Source organism: Sphingopyxis sp. NFH-91, assembly GCF_021401285.1.
Taxonomy (GTDB): Bacteria; Pseudomonadota; Alphaproteobacteria; order Sphingomonadales; family Sphingomonadaceae; genus Sphingopyxis; species Sphingopyxis terrae_A.
Map to the genome: position 1 here is coordinate 45,150 of NZ_JACBGA010000006.1, position 18,756 is coordinate 63,905.

16 protein-coding genes are annotated in these 18,756 nt (G+C 62.3%); 9 read left to right on the forward strand and 7 right to left on the reverse strand.

Annotated elements, in window-relative coordinates:
* The first annotated feature begins 2 nt into the window (after positions 1–2).
* Genes L0963_RS13690 through L0963_RS13705 form a run of 4 tightly spaced genes read left to right on the forward strand, consistent with a single transcriptional unit; the run spans position 3 to position 4,677 of the window.
* The gene (locus tag L0963_RS13690; RefSeq protein ID WP_234180058.1) at positions 3–1,001 is read left to right on the forward strand and encodes an NAD-dependent epimerase/dehydratase family protein; all 999 of its coding nucleotides are present in this window, start codon (positions 3–5) and stop codon (positions 999–1,001) included.
* Positions 998–2,290, forward strand: a complete 1,293-nt coding sequence (gene tviB, locus L0963_RS13695; RefSeq protein WP_234180060.1) for a Vi polysaccharide biosynthesis UDP-N-acetylglucosamine C-6 dehydrogenase TviB — start codon at positions 998–1,000, stop codon at positions 2,288–2,290. Before L0963_RS13690 ends, tviB begins: the two co-directional genes overlap by 4 nt.
* A 48-nt stretch (positions 2,291–2,338) precedes the next feature.
* Positions 2,339–3,802 carry a lipopolysaccharide biosynthesis protein gene (locus tag L0963_RS13700; RefSeq protein ID WP_234180062.1) on the forward strand — a complete coding sequence of 488 codons (1,464 nt, stop codon included), beginning with the start codon at positions 2,339–2,341 and terminating at the stop codon, positions 3,800–3,802.
* 53 nt (positions 3,803–3,855) lie between these two features.
* Entirely contained in the window at positions 3,856–4,677 is an 822-nt protein-coding gene (locus L0963_RS13705; RefSeq protein ID WP_234180064.1) for a class I SAM-dependent methyltransferase, read from the forward strand.
* Here the strand turns inward: L0963_RS13705 and L0963_RS13710 are convergent.
* Positions 4,648–5,781, reverse strand: a complete 1,134-nt coding sequence (locus L0963_RS13710; protein ID WP_234180066.1) for a glycosyltransferase family 4 protein — start codon at positions 5,779–5,781, stop codon at positions 4,648–4,650. The genes L0963_RS13705 and L0963_RS13710 overlap by 30 nt on opposite strands.
* Before the next feature lie 156 nt (positions 5,782–5,937).
* On the opposite strand from L0963_RS13710, the gene L0963_RS13715 reads away from it, so the two are divergent.
* The 4 genes from L0963_RS13715 to L0963_RS13730 are packed head-to-tail and all read left to right on the forward strand — an operon-like array spanning position 5,938 to position 10,888.
* The gene (locus tag L0963_RS13715; protein WP_234180068.1) at positions 5,938–7,206 is read left to right on the forward strand and encodes a hypothetical protein; all 1,269 of its coding nucleotides are present in this window, start codon (positions 5,938–5,940) and stop codon (positions 7,204–7,206) included.
* A gap of 34 nt (positions 7,207–7,240) precedes the next feature.
* Positions 7,241–8,380, forward strand: coding sequence for a glycosyltransferase (locus L0963_RS13720; protein ID WP_234180070.1), 1,140 nt, complete (start codon positions 7,241–7,243; stop codon positions 8,378–8,380).
* Positions 8,380–10,320: an asparagine synthase (glutamine-hydrolyzing) gene (gene asnB / locus L0963_RS13725; RefSeq protein WP_234180071.1), complete on the forward strand. Its 1,941-nt coding sequence runs from the start codon at positions 8,380–8,382 to the stop codon at positions 10,318–10,320. The genes L0963_RS13720 and asnB overlap by 1 nt, the downstream gene beginning before the upstream one ends.
* 10 nt (positions 10,321–10,330) lie before the next feature.
* Positions 10,331–10,888, forward strand: a complete 558-nt coding sequence (locus L0963_RS13730) for a sugar transferase (RefSeq protein WP_234180073.1) — start codon at positions 10,331–10,333, stop codon at positions 10,886–10,888.
* On the opposite strand, the gene L0963_RS13735 is transcribed toward L0963_RS13730, so the two are convergent.
* Positions 10,885–11,742 (reverse strand): NAD-dependent epimerase/dehydratase family protein, encoded by an 858-nt coding sequence (locus L0963_RS13735; protein ID WP_003044752.1) that lies wholly within the window; start codon positions 11,740–11,742, stop codon positions 10,885–10,887. The two genes, L0963_RS13730 and L0963_RS13735, sit on opposite strands and share 4 nt — an antisense overlap.
* Before the next feature lie 109 nt (positions 11,743–11,851).
* Here L0963_RS13735 and L0963_RS13740 point away from each other — a divergent pair, with 109 nt between their 5' ends.
* Positions 11,852–12,961, forward strand: coding sequence for a glycosyltransferase family 4 protein (locus L0963_RS13740; protein WP_003044750.1), 1,110 nt, complete (start codon positions 11,852–11,854; stop codon positions 12,959–12,961).
* On the opposite strand, the gene L0963_RS13745 is transcribed toward L0963_RS13740, so the two are convergent.
* The 5 genes from L0963_RS13745 to L0963_RS13765 all read right to left on the reverse strand — a co-directional run bounded on the left by L0963_RS13745 (position 12,958) and on the right by L0963_RS13765 (position 18,740).
* On the reverse strand, positions 12,958–14,793 hold the full coding sequence (locus L0963_RS13745; protein ID WP_234180075.1) for a polysaccharide biosynthesis protein: 1,836 nt from the start codon (positions 14,791–14,793) through the stop codon (positions 12,958–12,960). The two genes, L0963_RS13740 and L0963_RS13745, sit on opposite strands and share 4 nt — an antisense overlap.
* Before the next feature lie 295 nt (positions 14,794–15,088).
* Complete coding sequence (gene galE, locus L0963_RS13750; RefSeq protein WP_234180077.1) at positions 15,089–16,105, reverse strand: UDP-glucose 4-epimerase GalE; 1,017 nt, start codon at positions 16,103–16,105, stop codon at positions 15,089–15,091.
* A gap of 85 nt (positions 16,106–16,190) precedes the next feature.
* Complete coding sequence (locus L0963_RS13755; protein ID WP_234180079.1) at positions 16,191–16,967, reverse strand: ABC transporter ATP-binding protein; 777 nt, start codon at positions 16,965–16,967, stop codon at positions 16,191–16,193.
* The gene (locus L0963_RS13760) at positions 16,960–17,946 is read right to left on the reverse strand and encodes a FecCD family ABC transporter permease (protein WP_234180081.1); all 987 of its coding nucleotides are present in this window, start codon (positions 17,944–17,946) and stop codon (positions 16,960–16,962) included. Before L0963_RS13760 ends, L0963_RS13755 begins: the two co-directional genes overlap by 8 nt.
* The gene (locus tag L0963_RS13765; protein ID WP_234180084.1) at positions 17,943–18,740 is read right to left on the reverse strand and encodes an ABC transporter substrate-binding protein; all 798 of its coding nucleotides are present in this window, start codon (positions 18,738–18,740) and stop codon (positions 17,943–17,945) included. The genes L0963_RS13760 and L0963_RS13765 overlap by 4 nt, the downstream gene beginning before the upstream one ends.
* Positions 18,741–18,756: the final 16 nt, after the last annotated feature.

Genomic DNA, 18,756 nt, shown 5'->3' on the forward strand with positions numbered 1-18,756 from the left:
TCGTGACCGGCACGGCCGGCTTTATTGGATTCCATCTGGCGAAACTACTTCTCGCCGAAGGGTTTGAGGTCGCCGGTTTCGACGGCATGACCGACTATTATGACGTCAATCTGAAGCGTCGCCGTCACCAGATCCTGCTTCAGAGCCAGGCGTTCCAGGCGACCGAGGCGATGCTTGAGGATCGCGAGCGGATCGACGAAGTCATCGATGCCTTCCAGCCCGACGCGATCGTCCATCTCGCGGCGCAGGCCGGCGTGCGCTATTCGCTCGAAAATCCGCACGCTTATCTGCAGGCGAACGTCATCGGGACCTTCAACGTCATGGAGGCGGCGCGCCGGAACAATGTCGGTCACCTGCTCATGGCGTCGACCTCGTCGGTCTACGGCGCAAACGAGGACATGCCGTTTCAGGAAATCGAAAAGGCTGATACCCCGCTCACCATCTACGCCGCGACCAAGAAAGCGACAGAATCGATGGGGCATGCACATGCGCACCTTTGGAACGTGCCGACGACGATGTTCCGTTTCTTCACGGTCTATGGGCCGTGGGGCCGCCCGGACATGGCGCTCTACAAGTTCGTCGATGCAATCCTCGATGGCCGTCCGATCGACCTCTACAACGGCGGCGACATGTATCGCGACTTTACCTACGTCGAGGATCTGGTTCGCGGTATCCGGCTGCTGATCGATGCCGTGCCGCAGCGCCCGGCGTCGGCCGGTGATGTCGAGGAAGGCGACAGCCTGTCGCCGGTCGCGCCGTTCCGCATCGTCAATATCGGTAACAACGACAAGGTCCGCCTGCTCGACTTCGTCGCCGCGATCGAAGAATCGCTGGGCCGCAAGGCTGAACGTAATCTGATGCCGATGCAGATGGGTGATGTGCCCGCAACCTGGGCCGACGCCAGTCTGCTTGAAAAGCTGACCGGCTATCGTCCGCAGACAGATTTCCGCGACGGCGTCGCGCAGTTCGTCGCTTGGTACAGGGATTATTTCCAAAAATGACCGCCATATCTTCCCTGCCTGATTTTGCCTCGGCGCCGATCGCCGTTATCGGCCTCGGCTATGTCGGCCTGCCGCTTGCAGTCGAATTCGGCCGTTTGCGCGACGTTACCGGTTTCGACATCAACCAGGAGCGCATCGCGGCGCTTCGCGAAGGTCGTGACGATACTCTGGAGACGACAGCCGAGGAACTCGCCGCAGCGGCGCGCCTCGGCTTTTCCTGCGACGCCAACGATCTGTCGGCGGCGCGCGTTTTCATCGTCACCGTTCCCACCCCGATTGACGCGCACAAGCGCCCTGACCTGACCCCGCTCGTCAAAGCATCGGAGACAGTCGGCAGGGCGCTGAAGCGCGGCGACATCGTAATCTATGAAAGCACGGTCTATCCGGGCTGCACCGAAGAGGATTGCGTGCCGATCCTCGAACGCGTGAGCGGGCTAAAGTTTAACGAGGATTTCTTTTGCGGCTACAGCCCCGAGCGGATCAATCCCGGCGACAAGGAGCATCGCCTGGCGACCATCCGTAAGGTCACGAGCGGTTCGACGGCGGAGGTCGCCGAGTGGGTCGACCGCCTCTACGCGGAGATCATCACGGCCGGAACCTTCAAGGCAGAGAGTATTCGCGTCGCCGAAGCGGCAAAGGTCATCGAGAACACCCAGCGCGACCTCAACATCGCACTGATGAACGAGCTGTCGATCATCTTTGGCAAGCTTGGCATTGACACGCACAGCGTCCTTTCCGCAGCGGGGACGAAGTGGAATTTCCTGAAATTCACACCGGGGCTTGTCGGCGGACACTGCATCGGTGTCGATCCCTACTACCTGACGCATAAGGCGCAGGCGGTCGGTTATCACCCCGAGGTCATTCTGGCCGGGCGGCGCGTCAACGACGGAATGGGGGGCTATATCGCTAGCCAGACGGTGCGGCTGATGATCAAGCGCGGGCTGCCGGTGCAGGGTGCACGCATCCTGCTGCTCGGCCTTGCATTCAAGGAGAATTGCCCCGACATCCGCAACACGCGGGTTGTCGACGTGATTAGCGAACTTGCCGAGTATGGGGCCGAGGTTGACGTTTACGACCCGTGGGTCGACGCCGAGGAAGCGCGGCACGAGTATAGCCTCGACGTGATCACAAAGCCGGGTGCCGGCTACGACGCGGTCGTCCTCGCTGTGGCGCATCGCGAATTCATCGAAGGCGGCGCCGCGGCGCTCCGCGCATTCGGTAAGGATGATGCGATCCTCGTCGACGTGAAGGGCGTGCTTCCCCTCGAAGATGCGGACCTGCGGCTTTAAGAAGCGGCTTGGCGCATTCTTCCTAGCGGCGGGAAGGGAGGGCATTTCGTGATCCGGGCTAGCGGTATCTACATGGTCGGTCGGGCACTCGCCGCCCTTCTCACTATCGCTTCGATTGCCATTTTCTCGCGGCTTCTCGGGCCTGCGGACTATGGCGTCTACACTCTGACGATCACGACCTCGGCGCTGTTCAACGCCCTGTTCTGCACCTGGGTGATCCAGTCGGTGTACCGCATGTACGCCGAAGTTCCCGACCGCGTACGGTTGCAGAGCAGCGGATTGTTTGCGCTGTTGCTGTCGGGAGTGCTGTCCGCGTCGGCCGCACTTGCTGTCATCCTGCTCTCAGGACGGTCGATTACAGCGGAGATGACGATCGGCATGCTGATGCTGCTGAGCGGTTATTCGGTGTACGAATACAGCAATGTGCAGCTGACGTTACAGCGCCGTCCCGCGCTGTTCGTCCAGCTCCAGATCGCCAAGCTGCTGCTGACGCTCGCGCTGCCGCTGGCGGCCTTTTTCGTGTCACGGCGCTTCGATCATTTCATGTTCGCGCTCGGACTCGCCTATTGGTTACCACTGCTGATTCCGCGCTTTCTGACGTGGGCCGACGGCGTACGCCCGCGCCATGTCGACCGCACGATCCTCGGGCATCTCGCGCGCTATGGTCTGCCTTTGTCCTTTTCGATCCTGCTGGTTCAGCTCGGAACCAGCCTCGATCGCTATATTCTTGGGGCCAAACAGGGCGTCGACGCTGTGGCAGGTTACGCTGCGGGCGCCGATCTTGCGATCTTTTCGATCGGAATGATGGCCTCCTCACTCAGCCAAGCCTTCTACCCCCGGCTGCTCGAACTGCATTCGGCGCAAGAGGGCCGGGAAGAGCGGAAACTCTATTCGCAATATATCCTGCTGTTCGTCGGTTTACTGTTGCCGAGCGCGGTCGGCCTGCATTTCGTCGCCGATGATTTGGCGTGGATGATCACCGGCAAGGCGATCCGCGCCGACGCTGCGATATCGCTCGGCCTGTTCGCGGCGACCGCATTTTTCATGAACCTGAAGTCGTTCGTTGTCGATCTCAGATACCAGATCGCCAAGCGCACGGTGCTGCCGATCGTCAACGCCGGGGTGATGATCGGCCTGCTCGTTGCCGGGTGTTTCGCGCTGATTCCCGCCTATGGCGGTGCAGGCGCGGCGTGGGCCAGCCTGATCGCGGCGGCGGCCGGCTGTACCATCGCGGCGCTCGTTTCGACCCGGTTGCCAGGGACGGTCTCGCTGCCGATTGCCGATCTCGGAAAGATAGTGGTGGCGGTAGCCGCTATGGCCGCAATCCTCCAGGGCATTGATCGATGGTCATATGGCGCCACCGGCTGGACTGTGGCATTGGTACGGCTCGGAGTTCAGATTTTCGCAGGGATAGCCGTCTATTGCGCGATCCTCGTCGCAATGAATTTCGGGCCCGCGCGTCTCGCGCTGAGCCGCGTTGTCGTTTTTCGGGCCCGCAGGCGCCCGCTTTGAGCTGATTTGAATCGTCTGCCTGCAAATGCGCGGGCCATGGAGCTTTTTTTAGAATGTCTGCAAGCCTGACCGATGTTTCGACCCACTTTGAATTCGGTGCAAACTGGAAGGATTATTCGGAGAAGATCGACGACGAGGCGATCCGGCACGCCGAAGCGGGTGTCCTCAAGCTGATCCCGAGGGAAGATATCGAAGGGCGGACCTTCCTCGACATCGGCAGCGGATCGGGGCTCCACAGCCTTGCGGCGCTGCGTCTCGGCGCCAAGTCGGTGATGGCGGTCGATATCGACGCCAACTCGATCGAAACGACGCGCAAGGTCTTGGCGGCGAACTGGGCCGGAAAGAACGTTGAGGGGCGGCTCGTGTCGATCCTCGATCCCCAAGCGCGCGATCTTGGAACGTTCGACATCGTCTATTCTTGGGGTGTGCTGCATCACACCGGCGCGATGTGGGATGCGATCGACAAGGCGGCTACTCACGTCGCCGCGGGCGGCCAGTTCGTCCTCGCCATCTATCGCAAGACGCCGCTATGCTGGGCGTGGAAGGTCGAGAAGAAGATTTTCACAAATGGTCCATCGATTTTCCGCTCGCTCATCCGCGTGCCCTATGTCGCGGGATACAAGCTACGCCTGCTGTTGACTGGAATACGTCCGTCGAAGTTCATCGCCGAGTACAAGAGCCAGCGCGGGATGAACTTCTATAATGACATCGACGACTGGCTCGGCGGCTATCCCTATGAATCGGCCTCCGAGCAAGAAATCATCAAATTCATGCGCGCGCGTGGTTTCGAACCTGAACTTGTGCTCGAACTCCATCCAAAGCTCGGGCTGTTCGGCACTGGTTGCTCAGAGTTCCGTTTCCGTCGCCAATCCTGAACGGACGACCTTCGCAAACAGGTCGTCCCACATCGCGAGAACATGATTCCTTGAATAGTCGGTGGCGGTTTCGAGCGCTGCGCGGCCAAGTTCGGCGCGCTGCTCTTCGTTAGCTAGCAGAGTCGAAAGTGTGGATGCGAGCGCGCTGATATGATTGCGGTCGGGCAGGAGGATGAGTCGCCGGCCGCCGGCGCTTAGGTCTGCTGGGCCAGTTAGCACATCGAAGGCTATCGAGGGCAACCCATGCGCCATCGCCTCCAGCAGGGCATTCGGAAAGCCTTCGTAGGAGGATGTCATGACGAACGCGCCCGCGCGCGCGTACCAGTCGATCAGGTTTCCCGCGAAGCCGGGAAGATGGATTCGGCCTTCCAGTGCATGACGCCTTGCGAGCGCAATAGCTGAAGAGCGCGCCGGACCGTCTCCGAGCAGGACAACGTCCCAGTCGGGTAAAGCGCAGGCGATGCGCGCAAAGGCATCGATCAGAACGTCGGCGCGCTTCGATTCCTCGAACCGGCCGGCCCAAAGGACGACCTTTCGGTCTGGGGCCAGCACCTCGTTCGGCCGAACTTCCGGGGGGCTCGAAGGAAGCGGATCGGCAACAGGATTTGGAATGACGCAAATTAGGGCTCGCCCACCGCGTGCGCGCAGCCATGCAGCGGTTGCTTCGGTTTGCCCAACAAGCGCGGTAGCAAAAGGATAGGTTAGTCGGCGTGCGATCCGATACAGCAGCGGGAGGGGCGGCAGAAGTTTGGGAGGATAGGTTCGCTCACAGGCGATAACGGGAATCCTGAGCCCTGCTGAAGCGGCGAGCGCGGCGCTATTCACGTGCGGCAGAAATGAGAGAATGACTTCAGGGCGCGCGCTCTTTATGAAGCTTCGGAGCGCTCTAAGGCGCGCAAGTTTGCTAGGATTTGAACCGACAACGTCGGATAAAAAACGTAGTTTTACCGAGGGAGAAAGCGGATAGGCGCAATTGCCGCCGCCCGAAAATGTCGGCATGAGGATCACATCGTCGCCGCGGTCGGCCCAAGCGCTGGCAAGTAGGGCTGCAACTCTCTCGGCACCGCCGGCCTCCATGGATGACAGAAGGAAGAGGATTTTCATCGGAAAAGAAGTGCCACAGTTTCAATCTTCGTCACAGCGGTGATATTCCCGCCATCCGGTCCTTCGTAGCGAGTCGCTTGGCGTGATGCTGCGATTCGGAACATCGGCGCCACCTTGTCTTGACCACGCTCCTATATTTCTGAGAAATGCGAATTGATGTCAATGCCGCTAGCGCAACAAGTGTTTATAGCTGTCGTCATTTTTGGCGCTATATTTCATATTTTTTCGCGGCGTGCGGTAGATTTTCTTTCGGCGTCCTTCTTTGGTCTCACGCTATATTTTCTACCCGGCTTCATCGGTTTCGTACTTGATCCCTATCTGCCCGATACGCCCCCTCTGGTACCGCTGATCCCCGAAACATACTGGGTCTTTTGCGCTGCGCTGGTCGGAAATATCGTATTTTCGATCATCTACCGGCCCAATTCGCATATTGTGGCGAAGCCGATCGAGACCTCGGCAACCTTCGATCTAGTGCTGTCGTTCGCCACGATTGTTTCGCTGGCGCTCGCATTCGCGGAATCAGGAAGTGCTCTGCTCGACCCGGACAAGAACAATGTCCTAGCATCACAGGGCCGATTCTGGATCCTATTCAGCGCCCTGTCGCAGATATGCGCCTTTGTCGGCGTCGCGTCTCGCCGGACTATCCCGCTGATATGCGGCTTGGGAACGGTGGCATTCGCCGTTTTCGTAGGTTTTCGTTCCTACCTAGCCGTCACGGGCGTCGCCATGATTCTTTATTATGTATCCATCATTGGAACGAAACGAATTTTTTCTCTCAAGACCGTCGTGCCGGCGATTATTCTCATCTTCTTCGTTTTCATCTATAAGCAAGTTTATATCGACATCAAATATGGCGAATATGCCCGCGCCCTGACGCGATTGTCGGATCCTGAGGTCTATGTGGGCTCGATCAAGAATTCGGAGCCATTTGCAACGCAGGCGATCCTTAACACCGTGCTGATGTACGACTATCGTGTGCCGTTTGAGTCGCTCATTAGCGTTCTTCTGTCGCTGGTTCCCTTCTTGTCGATTTTTTTCGATCTGGATCCGCGACTCGTTGGCTTCAATTTCCAGGAAATCCTCTTCCCGGGTCTTGAATATGGCCTTGCCTCCAACATCTATGCTAACTTCTATGGTCTGTTCGGTATGTTTGGGATATTCTTGTGGATAATTCTCCACAACGCGATACTGATGTGGTTCTCAAAGGCTATCTATCGCTGGAGCGGATATAAGCGGATACCGCTTTTCCTTTGTGGATCTCTCATGTGCTTCTATGTTATCCGGAGCGACCTAGTTTACAATATTTCATCTTTTAATCGGATAATTTATACTTTCTTGGGTATATTTATTGCGTACAGGCAAGTTGCTATCGTGACCGATGACGCACCGCGCGCGCGCATTCGGGTTCGCGGTCCTCAGTCCTGATGTGGTTAGGCTACACGGCAAGACGCCTTCCCTCGTGAGCGCACGCATTCTCCACATAATCACTGGGCTCGGCCAGGGGGGCGCCGAGCGTTCGCTGGTCAACCTGCTCGAAAGCGATCTTGGTCGAAGGTTCGACCATCGCGTCCTGTCGCTTGGAGGCGCTGGCCATTATGGGCCAGTACTGCGCAAGCAGGGAATTGCGGTTGATACGCTAGAGCTTGCGGGCGCAGGGTTCGCGATTTCAAGCATTGCGCGCTTGCGTCGCCTGATGCGCGATTTTCGGCCTAACATTGTGCAAGGATGGATGTACCACGGCAATCTCTTTGCGGAGCTAGCGGTAGGAATTTTCGAGCGTTCGGCGGCGACGTCGTGGAATATCCGACAGTCTCTTTATGATATCGGTACCGAGAAGAATGGAACGCGGGCTGTAATCCGTTTGCTCAGACGGCTGTCTTCGCGACCGCGTGCAATCATCTACAATAGCTATCAGTCGCGGGCACACCATGAGGGCTTCGGCTTTGTGGCCCCGCCCGGACGGGTGATTCCGAACGGGTTCGATACGACGCGCTGGCGTCCGGATGCGGCGGCGCGGTTGGCATTCCGGGCGGCGCTGGGGGTCGGGCCCGGGACGCCGGTACTAGGCTTCGTCGGTCGTCTCCACCCCCAAAAGGATGTTCCGACTTTTCTGGCCGCGGCGTCAGCTGCAATGGCAAAACAGCTGGACATGCATGTCGCTATGGTGGGCGAAGGGCTGGGACCGGACAGCGAAGCGCTCGCGCCTTGGCGGGAAAATCTTCCGCGCGCGCGTCTCCATCTGCTGGGCCGACGCAGCGATATCGAGGCGATCCTGCCCGGGTTCGACCTCTTCTGCCTGTCATCAACGAGCGAGGCGTTCCCGAACGTGATTGGCGAGGCGATGGCTACCGGCCTACCGTGCATCGCCACCGACGTGGGCGACTGCACGCGATTAATGGGCCAGACCGGCCGGATCGTCCGACCGGGCGACCCGTGCCAAATGGCTGCGGCGATATGCGAAATTGCCGCGATGGACCTTGCGCGCCGTGGCGAAATGGGCGAAGCGGCGCGCGCGAGGATTGTCGCCAAATACGAGCTCGGCGCCACTGTGGAAGCTTATGCCGAACTCTACGAATCGATGCTGAAAAGAGACGATTGATGTGTGGCTTTACGGGGTTCCTCGATCGGACGGGCTTTGCCGACGGTGAAGCGCAGCTGCGGCGAATGGCGGACACCATCGTCCACCGCGGACCCGACAGCGACGGCTATTGGGTCGATAGCGATGCGGGGATCGCGCTGGCGCATCGCCGCCTTGCGATCATTGACCTGTCGCCCGCGGGACACCAGCCGATGCTCAGCACCGACGGCCGCTATGTGCTGAGCTACAATGGCGAGATCTACAATCATCTCAACATGCGCCGCGAGCTCGAGACCGCGGGTGCTGTCGCGTGGCGCGGCCATTCGGACACCGAAACATTACTCGCGGGCTTTTCGGTGTGGGGTATGCTCGGCACGCTGCAACGCGCAAACGGGATGTTCGCCTTTGCACTGTGGGACCGCGCAGAACGCAAGCTCTACCTCGCCCGTGACAGAATGGGCGAAAAGCCACTTTATTACGGGATGCAGGGTTCGACACTTCTTTTCGGGTCTGAGCTAAAGGCGCTGCGCCAGCATGCCGCGTGGCGGGGCGGTGTTAACCGCAATGCGCTGGCGCTGTTTCTGCGGCACAATTATGTGCCAGGCCCCTATTCTATCTACGACGACATCCTGAAACTGCCGTCCGCGCATTATCTGGAAATCGGCCCCGACGACCGTACGCTTCCCGAGCCGGTCGCCTATTGGGACATCGCCGAAAAGGCGCGCGCGGCGCGCGCCAATCCCTTCGCGGGTTCGGCCGAAGCATCGGTCGATGCGCTCGACAGGCTGCTAAGCGATGCGGTCAATATCCGCATGGCCGCCGACGTCCCGCTCGGTGCCTTCCTGTCGGGCGGCTATGATTCGAGCACGATCGTCGCCTTGATGCAGGCGCAGTCGCGGCGGCCCGTGAAAACCTTCTCGATCGGCTTTTCGGAAGCCGAATATGACGAGGCCCATCATGCGAAGCGCGTCGCAGCGCATTTGGGCACCGACCATACCGAGCTTTACGTTACGCCGCAGGACGCGCTCGACCAGATTCCGTTGTTGCCGCATCACTGGGATGAGCCCTTTGCCGATTCTTCCCAAATCCCGACGCTGCTAGTCAGCAAGCTGGCGCGGACCGAAGTGACCGTCAGCCTGTCGGGCGACGGCGGCGACGAACTGCTCTGCGGCTATAATCGCTATGCGCAGGGTTATGATATCTGGCGCCGGCTCGGAAAGCTGCCGCGCGGGATGCGCAAGGCGGCAGCTGCTGCACTGCGACTGACCCCGGGGCGGGCAATCGACGCGATCATGAAGGTTGCCCCGTCGAAACTGCGGACGCTTGCGGTCGGCGACCGTCTACTCAAGCTTGCCGACGTCCTCGACGTCGAGCGCTCGGATGATTTCTACCGCTCGTTAATTTCGCATGCGAAGCACCCAGATCGGCTCGTTCCCGGCGCGCGCGAGCCAGAGACGCTCCTCACTGCCCACGACCCGGACTGGGAGGGTAGCGATTTCCGCGATCGCATGATGTATCTCGACATGCGGACCTATCTGCCCGACGACATCCTCGTGAAGGTCGACCGCGCGAGCATGGCGGTTAGCCTCGAATCGCGCGTGCCGCTTCTCGATCACCGGGTTGTCGAATTCGCTCTCGCGTTGCCGCTCGACTACAAGCTTCGAGAAGGGGCGTCGAAGTGGCCGCTGCGTCAGCTTCTATACCGTTACGTTCCACGCGAAATAATGGAGCGACCCAAGATGGGGTTCGGCGTGCCGATCGATCACTGGCTGCAGGGTCCGCTGCGCAACTGGGCCGACGATCTGCTCGCTGAAGACCGGCTGCAGCGCGAGGGCTTCTTCGACGTCGACGAGGTACGCCGTCTGTGGAGCGAGACGCGGAGCGGCCGGCGGCGCTGGCATTACCATGTCTGGGACATATTGATGTTCCAGGCGTGGCTCGACGCGCAGCGGGCGAATTGAGCGCGGCGCGATGCTGAAACGCGGGTTCGACCTGGTGATGTCGGCGCTGCTGTTGGTACCGGCGGTCTTCGTCTGCCTTCTCGCGGCGCTGTTTTCGGGGCTGGAGTTCCGCGCCAACCCGCTGTTCGTGCAATGGCGCGTCGGCCGCGATCAGCGACCATTTCGCCTCTACAAGATCCGCACGATGGCGCCGACGACCGGAGACCGTCCGTCGCACGAAGTCGCGGTCACGCGCATTTCGTGGTCCAGCGCGCTGATCCGCAAGCTGAAGCTCGACGAATTACCGCAGCTCATTTGCGTGCTGCGCGGCGACATGAGTCTGGTCGGTCCGCGGCCGTGCCTCCCGATTCAGCACGAACTGATCGATGCGCGCGAGCGTCATGGCGTATTTCGCGTCCGGCCCGGGGTGACTGGGCTGGCGCAGGTGCAGGGGGTCGATATGTCGGAGCCTGAGCGACTTGCGGCGATCGACGGCGAATATGTCGCGAACCAGAGCCTCGCGGGCGATATACGGATCCTGCTCCACACATTCGGCGGCGGCGGCCGCGGAGACGCCGCGAAGCGTTAAGGCGCGACCGCACGCTCGATCAGCGAATCCGCGGGGACGGGCCAATCGAGTGGACAGTCCTTGGCGAAACGCTCTCCCGAAAAGGCGGCGTCGCCGAACAGGCTGTCGCCGCGCTGGCCGATGAGCCGTCGCAGGAGCCCGCGTCCGACCCCGCCGATCGAAAACACCCGGGGCTTGCGGCCAAGCGCGCGCGATATGCGCGCATAGAATTCGGCGGTCGAAATCGGCGCGGAGTCGGTGACGATATAGGGTCCCGCGAGACCGGCTTTAGCGGCCGCGAGCAGCGCGGCGGCGAAATTGTCGACGTGGACGATACTGCGCCGGTTGTTCATGCCGCCGACCGGCAGCGGCAGGCCGCGCCGCGCCGCCGCACGCAGCATTGCAAAGGGGCCGCCCGCGTCGGCTCCGATGAGGATCGGCGGGCGTAGGATCGTAAGCCGCGTTGCGGGATGACAGGACGCGAGGTGCAAAAGTCTGTCGTCACCACGACGTTTGCTGATCCCGTAGGGTGTCGTCGGCCGGCCCCGATACTCGTCGGACACCGTCTCTCCGGCGCGCGTCACACCGGTCAAGGCGGCAACGCTGCTGACATGGACAAAGGCCGGAACGCTGGCAGCGGCGGCGGCGAGAAACAAGCTTTCGGGCAGCGCGACATTGGCGTCCTCGGCTGCGGGCCCGATTCCGCTCTTTTCACCGGCGCAGTTTATCAGCACATCGCATCCGGCAAGTTTTTGCCCAAGCGTCGCGGCATCCTCAGTACGCCCGAGCGGCACCATGCCGACATCTTTCGCCGCAAGACGACCGACCAGATGTCGTCCGAGAAAGCCCGTGGCGCCGGCGACCGCAATACGCATTATCTTTCATACCCTTGCAACGAGCCGCGAGTTCGCGTGCCGGCTCAAGTCCGCTCTTGACGCGTCGTGCGGGAAGGCGTCAAGCGGGCGCGCAGGACGAAACGGAAATATGGCCAGAATTCTGATCAACGGGTCCCACGCCCACTATCTCTACAACTTCCGGTCTGCGCTCGCCGAGGAGATGATCCGACGGGGGCACGAGGTGCATGTAGCGTCGCCCGAATTGCGAGGCGAATTCGCCGACCATTTCCGGCGGATGGGAGCAATCCCGCACGATATCGCGCTCAAGCGGACCAAGGTCTCGTTCACCGGCGACATTCTCTATTACCGCAGCATGGTCCGACTGATCCGCGAGCAGCGGATCGATTTCGTGCTCAACTATACGATCAAGCCCAATATTTGGGGCAGCCTCGCCGCGCAAAAGGCGGGCGCACGGTCGGCGAGTATGGTGACGGGCCTTGGCTTCGCTTTCATCGAGCGGAGCGGCGTGATTCGCAAACTGACGCAGAAAATCGCGCAGGGTCTGTACCGGCTGGCGACCAATGCCAACATCCATGTCATTTTCCAGAACCCCGACGATCGCGACGATTTCATCGCGGCGGGTTGCCTGAACGAAACCGCGAAGGTGGTGATGGTCAACGGATCGGGGATCAATCTCGATCAGTTCGCGCTGACCGCGCTCCCCGATCGACCGGTGTTCCTGACGATCGCGCGGCTGCTTCACAGCAAAGGGCTCTATGAGCTAGCCGAGGCAAGTCGGGCCGTGCGGGCAGCGGTTCCGGGCACGCGGATACGGATCGCCGGAATGCTAGATACCGGGCCAGATGCGGTGACGCGCGCCGAGCTCGACGAATGGATCGCCGACGGGATCGAATATCTCGGCCTGCTCGACGACGTCCGGCCCGCACTCGCCGAGGCGTCGGTCTTCGTTTTGCCGTCCTGGCGCGAAGGTACGCCGCGCACTGTGCTGGAGGCGATGGCCATGGGTCGGCCGATCGTCACGACCGACGCGCCCGGCTGCCGCGAAACGACGGTCGACGGGCTCAACGGCCGGCTGGTGCCCTTGAAAGATCCCGACGCGCTGGCGCGGGCGATGATCGAGCTGGGATCGGATGCAGGGCTTCGCGAGCGCATGGGCGCTGCAAGCCGCAAGATCGCGCAGGATAAATATGACGTCCATCAGGTGAACGCCCGGCTGCTCGATCAGATTGGGCTTTAAGCGCTGATCTTTCCGGTCTTCTCGGGTGCGAATTCGGGAACGAGTCGCGCGATGATCCGAACTGCCGCATCGGCATCGCCGAACTGGCGGATCGCTCCGTCGAGCTGGGCGAGCGCCTGCTCAAGGTCGGCCCAAGGCCACAGGATTTCACGCGCGCGCATGATTCGGGGATGATTCGTTGACTGCGGATTGTCGCCGATCAGCAACTCCTCATAGAGCTTTTCGCCGGGCCGCAGGCCGGTTTCTACGATCTCGATATCACCGTCGGGATTGTCGCTGTCACGGATCGAAAGTCCCGACAGGCGAATCATGGTGCGGGCAAGCTCGATGATCTTCACCGGCTGGCCCATATCGAGCACGAACACTTCGCCGCCCTTCGCCATCGCGCTCGCCTGTATGACGAGCTGCGCGGCTTCGGGGATCGTCATGAAATAGCGGGTGATCTCGCGGTCGGTGACGGTGACCGGGCCGCCGGCGGCAATCTGCGCCTTGAAGCGAGGGACGACCGACCCACTCGAACCGAGGACGTTGCCGAACCGGACCATGCTGAAGATCGTTTTCGAGCCCGGCTGTTCGGCACGCGCCTGAAGGATCAGTTCGCACACGCGCTTCGAGGCACCCATGATGTTCGTCGGGCGCACCGCCTTGTCGGTACTGATCAGGATGAAGTTCGAAACCCCTGCGGCCTCCGCCGCCTCGACGCTGTGAAGCGTCCCCATGATATTGTTGCGCAATCCTGACAGCGGGTTCGCCTCCACGAGCGGCACATGTTTGTAGGCCGCGGCGTGGAAGACCGTATCAGGCCGGTAGTGTCGATAGATGCGCGTCATCGACGAGCGTTCGGACACATTGGCAAGCTCAGGGATCAGCGGGACATCGACGCCAAGCTCTTGCATCAACTCGCCGAGTTCCTGCTCGATCGCGTAAAGCCCGTATTCGGACTGTTCAAGCAGGATCAATCGGGCAGGGCCGCAACGGACAATCTGGCGGCAAAGCTCACTGCCGATCGATCCCCCGGCGCCCGAGATCAACACAGTCTTGCCGACGATCGTCTTGCCCATCAGCAGCTCGTTCGCGGCGACGGTTTCGCGACCGAGCAGCTCCTCAATCTGGATTTCGCGTAGATCGCTTACGGTGATGCTGCCGTCGATAACGTTGGTCAGATTCGGCAGCGAGCGGACATAAATCCCTTCGTTCTGGAGGGTTTCGATAATCTCGCGCCGCCGCGTGCGCGACGCGCTGGGGATCGCAAGCAATACTTCATCCACATGCGTATCGTCGAGCAGACGCTCCAGCCGGGTGGAACCGAAGACGGGCGTACCGTCGAGGCGCTGTCCGTCGAGTCGCAGATCGTCGTCGATGAAGCCTACGAGATGGACCTTCGGTTCGTGTCGCAGCGACAGTGCGAGCTGCTGCCCGGCGCGGCCGGCTCCGTAGACGAGCACACGGCGGGCGTCGACATCGACGACCTTGAGCAGGTCGAGCAGGGCGAAGCGGACAAAGATACGGCTCGACGCCAGCAGCAGGAGGAAGATAATCGGGTGCAGGACGCCTAGTGTGCGAGGTACGTCGTGGATGCGGAAGGTTACGAGGATCGCGACCAGCGGCAGAGTAAGCAGACCGCAGGCGATAACGAGATCGGCAACAGTGCGAGCACCTGAATAGCGGACGAGTGAACGATAGACACCCGCTCTCCAGGCCATGGGATACCATAATGCCAGCGCGATGGCGCTAAAGATCAGGATCGGCCTTGACGCAAGGTCCCAGACGCCGAGCCGCAGCGAAAAGGCGATCACCACCGCTGCGAAGCAGAGCATCCCGTCAACGGCCACCGCCGTGAGCTGGCGCTGACGACGGGGCCGATCAACAATGAAGTTCAGGATGGCGGCGCGAAAATGACGCCAGTATTTATCGTCGGAGATCATCATTTATTGACCAATTTCAGATGAATATCCAACACCTCGAAGCACCCGATAGGTGCTAGCGAGGTTGCGCTCAAGGGAGCAGTTACGCTTCAGCAATCTGAAAGTCCCCGCTCCGGAGGAAAATATTAGGCGCATCGCGAAACACTCTCCGCTCCAAGAACGCAAACTCGGCCCGGATGCATTGGTTCCCGCTGTTAGGCTGTCAGTTATTTTCAAACCCACCCGGATTCTCCGACTGCCACCGCCAACTACTAGCACACATAGCGTCCGCAGCGAGGTAAGCGCGCCACCCGAGCCGGTCGAAAGCCTTTGTCGTTGCGGCAACGCTGCTTGCGACGTCACCTGGTCGACGCGGGGCGATTTCGAGGGCGATGGCGTGGCCGCAGGCGCGCTCGTAGGCGGCGACGAGTTCCTTGACGGTGATGCCGGTACCGGTTCCCACGTTGATCGCCTCGCAGCCGATGGCGCGCCCACTGTAGTCGATCGCCGCGAGATGCGCGGCGGCGAGATCGACGACGTGGATATAGTCGCGCTCGCCGGTGCCGTCACGGGTGTCATAATCGTCGCCGAAGATCGCAAGCTTTTCGCGCCGGCCCACCGCCACCTGCGCGATGAAAGGCATCAGATTATTGGGGATGCCCTGCGGGTCTTCGCCGATCCGGCCCGATTCATGCGCGCCCACGGGATTGAAATAGCGCAGCAGCACCGCCGATGCGTCCGGGGTCGCTTTGGCCCAGTCGCCTATGACACCCTCGGCCATCGCCTTGGTCCGGCCATAGGGGTTGGTGGGGGCGATCGGATGATCCTCGTCGAACGGCAGATAATGTGCCTCGCCATAGACGGTTGCCGATGAGGAGAAGACGATCCGCTTGCACCCGGCCGCATCCATCGCCGCAAGCAGATTCATCGTGCCGCTGACGTTGGTCTGATAATAGAGGAGCGGGAGATCGCTCGATTCCCCGACGGCCTTGAGCCCGGCGAAATGCACGACGGCGTCGGGCGCAAATGTGGTCACCGCATCGCACAGCGCGTCGGCGTCGCGAATGTCTGCTTCGACCAGCCCCATGTCGCGGTTGGTCAATTGCCGCACCCGGTCAAGCGCGACGGGCGAACTGTTCGCGAAATTGTCGAACACGCACACCTCATGCCCCGCCGCCAAAAGCTGAACGAGCGTGTGGCTGCCAATATAGCCGGCACCGCCGGTAACAAACACCTTCACCCATCGCCTCCTTGCACCGCCTGCCTAGCGCTTAGCGCGGCGCGGTCAATTCTGAAGGGCTTAGGCGCCAGAAGCAAAGGGTGCGTTACGTGCTTTGGCTGCGACGAAAATAGAGCGCGCTCGATCCGTCGCTGGCAAAGACGGGCTCGCGGATGAAGAGCGCCGGGACATGCTGCGCAAAAGCATCGTGGGTTGCGGGCGTTAGCGCAGCAAGCTGGCCGCCGCCGATCCACAGCACCGTGTCGGCAAATTGTGCGACCAGCGACAGGTCATGGAGCACCGCGACCACCGTGCGGCCATCGGCGGCAAGCGCGGCGAGGCATTCCATCACGCGATATTGATTGGCGGGATCGAGCGCCGCGACGGGTTCGTCGACGAGCAGGACCGGCGTTTCGGCGGCGAGGACGCGTGCGAGGCAGGCGAGGGCCGCCTCGCCGCCCGACAGGCTGGTAACGCCGCGGTGGGCCAGATCGGTGCAGCCCGTTGCCGCCATTGCGCGGTCGACGGCTGCCTTGTCCTCGGCCGAGAGCCGTCCCGGTGCGGCGCCATAGGCGAAGCGGCCGAGCGCGACCATGTCTGCAACGCTGATGTCCCAGGCGAGTTCGTGCACCTGCGGCAGATAGGCAAGCCGCCGCGCGCGTTCGGCGGGGCGCAGTGAAGTGACGTCGGCGGCGCCCATGCGAATCGTGCCCTGCGCTGGCACGACGCCCGCCACCGCGCGAAGCAGCGTCGATTTGCCTGCGCCATTGGGGCCGACGATCGCGGTCAGCTGCCCCGGGTGGAAGCGGGCACTGATATCGTCGATTAGGGGCGTTCCTTGCGCCTCGACGCGCAGCGCCTCGATGATCAGGTCGTCAGTCATGCGCACCTCCACGGCCGCGGCGCAGCACGATGAGCGTGAAGACGGGCGCGCCCGCGAGCGCGGCGACGACGCCGAGGCGCAGCTCGTTGTCTGTCGGCAGGATGCGCACAACGAGATCGGCAAGCACGAGGAGCAGCGCGCCCAGCCACGCCGACGGCGCCAGTGTCCGCCCCGGATCGTGCCCCGTCCACGGGCGAACCAAATGCGGCGCGACGATCCCGACGAAGCCGACCGCGCCGGCCAGCGCCACCGCAGCGCCGGTCGCGATTCCGGTTCCGGCGACGATCGCGATGCGGGTGCGGCGGACGTCAAGGCCGTGCGCCGCGGCAGCAGTCTCGCCAAGCGTGAGCAGCGACAGGTTCGCGCGCTGGGCGAACAGGAACAGCGCGCCGACGAGGATCAGCGGCGCGGTCATCGCGAGATCGGCGAGCGACCGGTTGGCGACCGACCCGAGCGTCCAGTTGACGAGATCGGAGAGCGAAAAGGGATTGGGCGCGAAGTTGAGGATCAGCGCCATCAGCGCGCCCGCGAGGCTCGAGAGGCCGACGCCGACGAGGATCAGGCTTGCCATGCCTTGTGTCCGCACCGCCGCCGAGGCGAGGAGCAGGGTCGCGAGCGCGGCGCCCGCGATGGCGCCAAGGGGAAGCGCCCAGGGGAAGAGTGCCGCGAGCCCGAAATAGAGCGTCAGCGTCGCCCCGAGCGTCGCCGCCGCCGAGACGCCAAGGATGCCGGGTTCGGCGAGCGGGTTGCGCGTCAGCCCTTGCAGCGCGGCGCCGCATAGGCCGAGCGACGCGCCGACGACCGCGGCGCTGAGCACGCGCGGCAGCCTGATGTCGGCAAGGATGATTGCCGCGGCGGGGTCATGCCCGCCGAGCCAGCCGGCGAGCAGCGATGGCGACACGCCATCGGGGCCGGTTGCGAGCGCGAGCAGCGCGGCGAGCAGCAGCAGCGCGGCAAGGGTCAGGTTGAGGCGCGTCATCGCATATCCCTTCGCGCATCGGCGAGCGCCCTGACCGCGTGCCCCGTCAACCAATTGCCACACGAGAGCCAGCCACCGGGCACCTCGACATCGCGGGCATGGCGCGTGGCTTCGGCTACGACGGGGTGGCGCGAGGCGGTCCAATAATCCTGCCGATAGCGCGCGCTGTCGAAAAAGGCACGGAACACCAGATCGGGCGGGCGGCGCACCATCGCCTCGATCGGCAGACTGCCCCAGCCGGGGCGGGTGCGATAGGGGGTGAAGCCCGCCGCCGCCATGACCTCCGCGACCAGCGAGCCCGGACCGGTCGTCACATCGCCCGGGGTAATGTAGAGCGCGGTTCCCGCGTGCCCGCCGCCTCGGCGCGCGGCGGCGACCTCGGCATCGAAGGCCTTGACCAGCCCCGCGGCGCGCGGGTCGGCGCCGAGCGCCTCGCCTGCCTGGAGCATCTGGCTTCGGACATCGGCGAGCGTGCCGGCATAGCCGAGCTGCACGACCTTTATCCCCATCGCCTCAAGCTGGCGGTCGAGCTTCGCGCTGCCGCCATAGGAGCGCACGACGACCGCGGGGCGCAGCATCGCAATATCCTCGAGCTGCGGGCGCAGCCGCGGCAGACCCGCGGCGCGCGGCGCGGCAAAGGCGCTGTCGCTCGCCGCCTCGAAGGAAACGGCGCGGATGCGCTCCCGGGGCACGAGCCCGAGGAGCATCTGGTCGGCGCAATAATCGATGCTGACGATGCCGTGAAGGGCGGGGAGCGGCCCGCGCGGCTGGCAGGCCGAAAGGGCCGCCAGCATCGCAAGGGCCGCTCCC

Excerpts from the sequence above, each read along its gene's own strand:
- L0963_RS13765 (WP_234180084.1), bottom strand. The coding sequence starts at position 18,740 with ATGCTGGCGGCCCTTTCGGCCTGCCAGCCGCGCGGGCCGCTCCCCGCC.
- tviB (WP_234180060.1), top strand. The coding sequence starts at position 998 with ATGACCGCCATATCTTCCCTGCCTGATTTTGCCTCGGCGCCGATCGCC.
- L0963_RS13730 (WP_234180073.1), top strand. The coding sequence starts at position 10,331 with ATGCTGAAACGCGGGTTCGACCTGGTGATGTCGGCGCTGCTGTTGGTA.
- L0963_RS13755 (WP_234180079.1), bottom strand. The coding sequence starts at position 16,967 with ATGACTGACGACCTGATCATCGAGGCGCTGCGCGTCGAGGCGCAAGGA.
- L0963_RS13760 (WP_234180081.1), bottom strand. The coding sequence starts at position 17,946 with ATGACGCGCCTCAACCTGACCCTTGCCGCGCTGCTGCTGCTCGCCGCG.
- L0963_RS13715 (WP_234180068.1), top strand. The coding sequence starts at position 5,938 with ATGTCAATGCCGCTAGCGCAACAAGTGTTTATAGCTGTCGTCATTTTT.
- asnB (WP_234180071.1), top strand. The coding sequence starts at position 8,380 with ATGTGTGGCTTTACGGGGTTCCTCGATCGGACGGGCTTTGCCGACGGT.
- L0963_RS13735 (WP_003044752.1), bottom strand. The coding sequence starts at position 11,742 with ATGCGTATTGCGGTCGCCGGCGCCACGGGCTTTCTCGGACGACATCTG.
- L0963_RS13740 (WP_003044750.1), top strand. The coding sequence starts at position 11,852 with ATGGCCAGAATTCTGATCAACGGGTCCCACGCCCACTATCTCTACAAC.
- L0963_RS13705 (WP_234180064.1), top strand. The coding sequence starts at position 3,856 with ATGTCTGCAAGCCTGACCGATGTTTCGACCCACTTTGAATTCGGTGCA.
- L0963_RS13710 (WP_234180066.1), bottom strand. The coding sequence starts at position 5,781 with ATGAAAATCCTCTTCCTTCTGTCATCCATGGAGGCCGGCGGTGCCGAG.